The sequence below is a fragment of the Cryobacterium sp. MLB-32 genome (assembly GCF_000738085.1).
In the GTDB taxonomy this organism is placed as follows: domain Bacteria; phylum Actinomycetota; class Actinomycetes; order Actinomycetales; family Microbacteriaceae; genus Cryobacterium.
The window spans coordinates 1-5,610 of the sequence record NZ_JPRS01000049.1; the positions used below are offsets into that span (position 1 = coordinate 1).

Genomic DNA, 5,610 nt, shown 5'->3' on the forward strand with positions numbered 1-5,610 from the left:
ATCCTCGTCGCGTTACTCGCGGCATATCCGCTTTCTCGCTATCAGGCGAGATTCAACAAGCCGTTTATGTACGGAGTGCTCTTCGCGACAGGGCTGCCAATCACAGCAATCATGGTGCCGGTCTACAGCCTGTTCGTCCAGTTCAATCTGCTCGACTCGATCCCAGGCACAATCCTCTTCATGGCCGCCTCTTCTTTGCCGATCGCGATCTTCATGACCAAGAATTTCATGGATTCGGTGCCGATTGCCCTTGAAGAAGCAGCCTGGATCGACGGCGCATCAGCGATGAGAGCCTTGCGCACGATCGTGGTTCCGCTGATGAGACCGGGCATCGCCGTGGTCGGGATCTTCGTATTTTTCCAGGCCTGGGGCAACTTCTTCGTGCCGTTCATCCTGCTTCTCTCGCCGAGCAAGCAACCTGCCGCGATCAGTATTTACAGCTTCTTCGGTCAGTACGGCGCAATCGCCTACGGGCAGCTCGCAGCGTTCTCACTTGTCTACGCCGTGCCCGCCATCGTTCTATATGTTCTCGTGTCCCGCGGCATCGGCGGTTCGTTCGCCCTCGCGGGTGCAGTCAAGGGTTAACCCACCATCACGCCTCGCCCCACGGTGAGCACCATTGCGGGCTAAGGAGCCACCATGCACGACAATCGAGTACTTCTCGAAGCGCGTATCGAGCGCGTCATTCGGGAGCGGATCAAGCCGGCCGTCTATCGCCGCACGGCCCCGCTGACAATCGCCTCCTGGACCGTCGACGACGAGCCGGTGCCGTTCGACGCGGCCATCGGGCAGAACTTCGAGCCTTTTGCCGTCGGAAGTGCATGGGGCAAACCCTGGGGCACCGTCTGGTTCCATCTGACAGGAGGTGTGCCGGCTGAGTGGGACGAGGACGGTACCCGTGCCGAGGTCGTCGTTGACCTCGGATTTTCTGCAACACTTCCAGGCTTTCAGGCCGAGGGGACCGCGTACACGGGTGATGGTGTGATCATCAAGGCGATCGAACCACTCAACAGCTACATCCCGGCAGGAGACGCGGGGGATCTCGTGGACATCTACCTTGAGGCGGCCGCCAATCCAAATATCGCTGGTATCTTCACCTTCGGTGTGACAGAGCTCGGCGACAAGGCGACGGCGGGGGATGCAAGCACCTATGTTCTGCGTCAGCTCGAACTCGGGCAACTCGACGTCACCGTGTGGGAGCTCCTGCAGGATACCTGGACCTTATCGGGTTGATGAACGAGCTTCCGCAGGGTTTACCACGGCGGGCCGACATCCTGCACTCGCTCGGTCGGATGGCCGACGCTCTCGATCCGGACAACGTCGCGGGAACAGCGGAAGCTGCCCGCGCGACGCTCTCCGATGTGCTCGCCAGTCCCGCTTACGCGAGTGCTCACCGGCTCGCCGCCGTCGGGCACGCTCACATCGACTCCGCTTGGCTGTGGCCGGTTCGTGAGACCGTGCGAAAGGTCGCGCGAACCTTTTCGAACGTGCTGGCGCTCATGGAGGAAGACCCGAACTTCACCTTCGCGGCCTCGTCGGCGCAGCAGTACGCGTGGCTGCAGGTTCACTATCCGGAGTTGTTCGAGCGGGTGAAGAAGCAAGTCGCCGCGGGGCGATTCATTCCGGTCGGAGGTATGTGGGTGGAGTCCGACACGAATATGCCCGGCGGGGAAGCGCTCGCGCGGCAATTCGTCGCGGGTAAAAAGTTCTTTATGGAGGAACTCGGAGTCGAGCCATTAGAGGTGTGGCTGCCGGATTCATTCGGTTACACCGCATCGTTGCCGCAGATCGTGGCAGCGGCGGGATCTCGTTGGCTTCTCACGCAGAAGATGTCGTGGAACGAAACGAATCGGATGCCGCATCACACCTTCTGGTGGGAGGGTATCGATGGCACGCGGATCTTCACTCATTTCCCGCCGGTCGACACCTACAGCGCGGAAATCTCAGGCACGGAGCTGGCTCGGGCAGAACGCCAGTATGCCGAAAAGGGAGCCGGCACGACCTCCCTCCTCCCGTTTGGGTGGGGCGACGGCGGGGGAGGCCCCACCCGCGAGATGCTCGCTGCTGCGGCCCGAACGCGTGACCTCGAGGGGTCTCCCCGCGTCGGGATGACAACTCCGGAACAGTTCTTCCAAGCCGCGCGGGACGAATACATGGAGGCGCCGGTCTGGTCGGGAGAGATGTACCTCGAATTCCATCGCGGCACCTACACCTCCCAGGCGAAGACGAAGCGTGGGAATCGCCGCAGCGAACACCTGCTCCGCGAGGCCGAGCTCTGGGCAACCGCCGCGACGGTCCTTCGTGGTGTGGAGTACCCGTACGACGTCCTCGACGCGGCCTGGAAAACGGTGCTCCTGCAGCAGTTCCACGACATCCTCCCTGGCACATCGATCGCCTGGGTTCATCAGGAGGCCGAGCGCAATTATGCGGCTGTCGCCCAGATCCTGGGTGAGCAGATCACGCGATCTCTTGAAATCTTGGCCGGCAGTGGCACCCATCCACTCACCTTCAATGCCGGGCCGAACTCACGCGATGGTGTCCCGGCCCTCGCCGCCGCGACCTCTGTGAGGACGGAAGCGACTAAGGCCACCGAAAGCGGCTCCAGTTTGATCCTCGCAAATGACCGAGTGCGTGTCGTTATCGACGGTCGGGGACTCATCGTGTCGATGCGGGACCTCGTTGCCGACCGTGAAGTCATCCCCGTTGGCGAAGTCGCCAACCTGCTCCAGTTGTTCCGGGACACACCAATGCAGTGGGATGCCTGGGACATTGATGAGACCTACAAGAACGTCGGTCAGGACCTGACCGAGGCCTCGAGCGTCGATGTCACCGACGATGGATCCGGTGTCCGGGTCGAGCGCTCCTTCGGCTCATCGTCCGTTATCCAGACCCTTCGGCTCAACGGTGCGACCGGTGCCCTCGACATTCACACGGCAATCGACTGGCACGAGCGCCAGAAGCTCCTGAAGCTCGCATTCCCCCTTGCTATCCACGCCGATCGCGCCGCATCCGAGATGCAGTTCGGGCATGTCTATCGGCCGACCCACGCGAACACTTCCTGGGATGCAGCTCGGTTCGAGACCGTTGCCCATCGCTGGGTCCACGTTGGCGAGCCGGGGTACGGTGTCGCCGTGGCCAACGACGCGAGCTATGGGCACGACATCCGACGCGCCGCACTGGCCGATGGGGGCACAAGCACCGTGGTCCGCGTATCCCTTTTGCGCGCGCCGCTCTTTCCAGACCCGGTCTCGGACCAGGGCGCGCAGGAATTCGTCGTCTCACTGCGTATCGGTGCCGAGATAGCGGATGCCGTCGACGAGGGATACCGGGTCAACCTGCCCTCGCGTGAGGTAGTGGGGGCCGGCCCGGTGGCACCTTTGGTCGTCGTGACGAATCCGGCCATCGTGGTCGAGGCAATCAAGCTCGCGGAGGACCGTTCCGGCGACGTGATCGTGCGTCTCTATGAGTCATTGGGCGCGCGTGCGCGCGGTGGCCTCGCGCCGGGATTCGGTTGGTCCGACGTCACCGAGACAGATCTGCTCGAACGGACGACCGATCCAAGCGCCGTGACTGGGCGTTCCGAGAGCAGTATCTCGCTCTTGCTCCGACCGTTTCAGCTCGTCACCCTGCGCCTTCGCCGCACCGGTACCGCGAATCTCGAATGACGGTACGTCTTGGAGGTGGCGTCGTCTTACCGAAAGGAACACGTTGGTGCCAAGACGGCGGATATCCTCCGAGACCGTGCGGCCACGCGCGGGGAGAGAGCCCATGAACCAGCGAGGTCCTGAGTTCTTGGCATAACCGGGCTCATCGGGCGCCCAATGAGCCGGCGTCGAGTCCTCAGCTCAACGAGTCCTAGGAAAGCGGACCGATATGTATCGAAGCCGCCAACAAAGCGGCGGCACGAAACCCGGGACGGTTCAACGACCACCTAAAGAAACTGACTCACAAAGGTTGATATCTTCCGCACCCTGGAAACACACCACTTAGGGGGACGGGAACGCCGCTTCACCCTCGGAGCGGTAGGGGCGCACCCACCGATAGGCGCACTGGCGAGAGATGCCGAGTTCTTTGGCGACCTGCGCGGCCGGACGACCGGCGAGCACGCTTTCCACCAAAAGAGTCCGGCCGCGACCTGTCAACTTGGCGTTAACATGTGAAACGAGAACCTCCGTTGTGAAGTAAGACGTTGAACATCTCCACTAAGCCCCGGAGGTTCTCCCTTTTCAATCCCCTAAGTCACCAGAGTCATGGCCGGGTACACCTAGTCGCTGGGGCGCGCTGGCTCCTATCGTGAGAACGCCCCAGGCAGCGGTGTCCGAGTCGTCTACGAGGAATAGTTGACCCATTATCGGATCGATTGTGACTTCGCCAGTTGCCAGCGCAGCCAGGAAAACCTGATCGGCTCGGTCTTCGGATGCGCGACTGTTAAACAGGGCGGCGGCGATACGCCACGTGTCGTCGTGGTGAACGATTCCGCCGATTTTGACGAGCAAAACCAGCAGTCGTGCGTCGAGGGCAAGATCGAAAGAATCCACCAGATCGTCGATTTTTGGCTCGTTTATACCGAATCGAGGTGAGACCAGGTCTTCACCGGAGCGCAGGACTAGTTCTTCGCGGAGGAGTGTTCGGAGGAACTCTTGTACTTTTTGCCACGGCAGTTTTCGTCCGCTCTCGGCACGAACGCGATGGGTTGCCCGCTTGATGAGATTGATCCCGTCCAGCGATCCGGATTCCTCGGTCACTATCGCGCGCAGGGCGCTGTACAGTTCAAGGCGAACTTGTTGGAAGGGTCCAAAGCCGTGTGATCCGAGGACATCCCACCACTCCTGCACCTTTGGGTCCTTGCCCTCCTCTCTTTTGTCTTCCGTGTTTGACTCCATGGTCGTCAGCACGGCAGGCTGTTCGTCAGTGTGTGTCGCCAAGCTGCGCTGTCCAGCTGGAGTCAAGGTCAGATTGACCTGGGGCGCTCGTTCGCCGGCGATCGCTCGTACGAGGCCCGCGGATACGGCGAGATTAACGATGCGGCCTATAAATCCCTGCTGTTTCCACTCGACCGGCCCTGCATCCTTAGCGAACCGCTGATCTCGGGTAGCGAGGAGAGTACGCAATGCTGTCTGATCCACGCCCCCTGAACTGGAGGACCCGATGGCGGCGACCACGTGCGTGACGATTTCCTCGGATGACATTAGCGCCGAGGTCGAGTCACCATCCGAACGGGCGATTTCCGCCGGGACCCGGTGAGCAAGTCGAGCGAGCGGCTCGTACGTTACGGTGTGGTCGTCTCCATATTTCGAAGAGATCAAGGAGCCGACCCTGGACAGGTAGGACGAAACTACTACGCTTTCGCCACTTTCCTTCGCCGCTTCAACTTGGCCAAGGATTTTCGCTGCATGCGCCGAGTCGTCTGTCAGCTCGGCGTCGAGGAACCGGACAACCTTCGCGTTACTCCGGCCGATGAACTCTTGGCGCATCGTCAGCAAATACGTAAGCGCGTCCTCCGAAGTCACCTTCTCCTCTAAAGAACGGATTGATTCACTCTCTGACTTTTCTTTTGCTCCACTGAGGTCAATTACGTATTGCATTGAAATCACTTCTCCTTCTAGGTAG

The 5,610-nt window shown here is 60.9% G+C and carries 2 protein-coding genes and 2 pseudogenes; 2 read left to right on the plus strand and 2 right to left on the minus strand.

The window, feature by feature from the left end:
* Nucleotides 1-585, plus strand: a 585-nt coding sequence (locus tag JF66_RS07170) for a carbohydrate ABC transporter permease (protein ID WP_035876569.1), incomplete at its 5' end; no start/stop codon positions are given.
* Nucleotides 586-639: 54 nt separating this feature from the next.
* Nucleotides 640-3,665: pseudogene (locus JF66_RS07175) on the plus strand (alpha-mannosidase).
* A gap of 339 nt (nt 3,666-4,004) precedes the next feature.
* Here JF66_RS07175 and JF66_RS22165 read toward each other — a convergent pair.
* A pseudogene (locus JF66_RS22165) lies at nt 4,005-4,163 on the minus strand (leucine zipper domain-containing protein); the annotation flags it as partial.
* Between the two features lie 63 nt (nt 4,164-4,226).
* Nucleotides 4,227-5,610 (minus strand): hypothetical protein (locus tag JF66_RS07180; protein ID WP_231556334.1); only part of this gene is annotated, 1,384 nt, incomplete at its 5' end.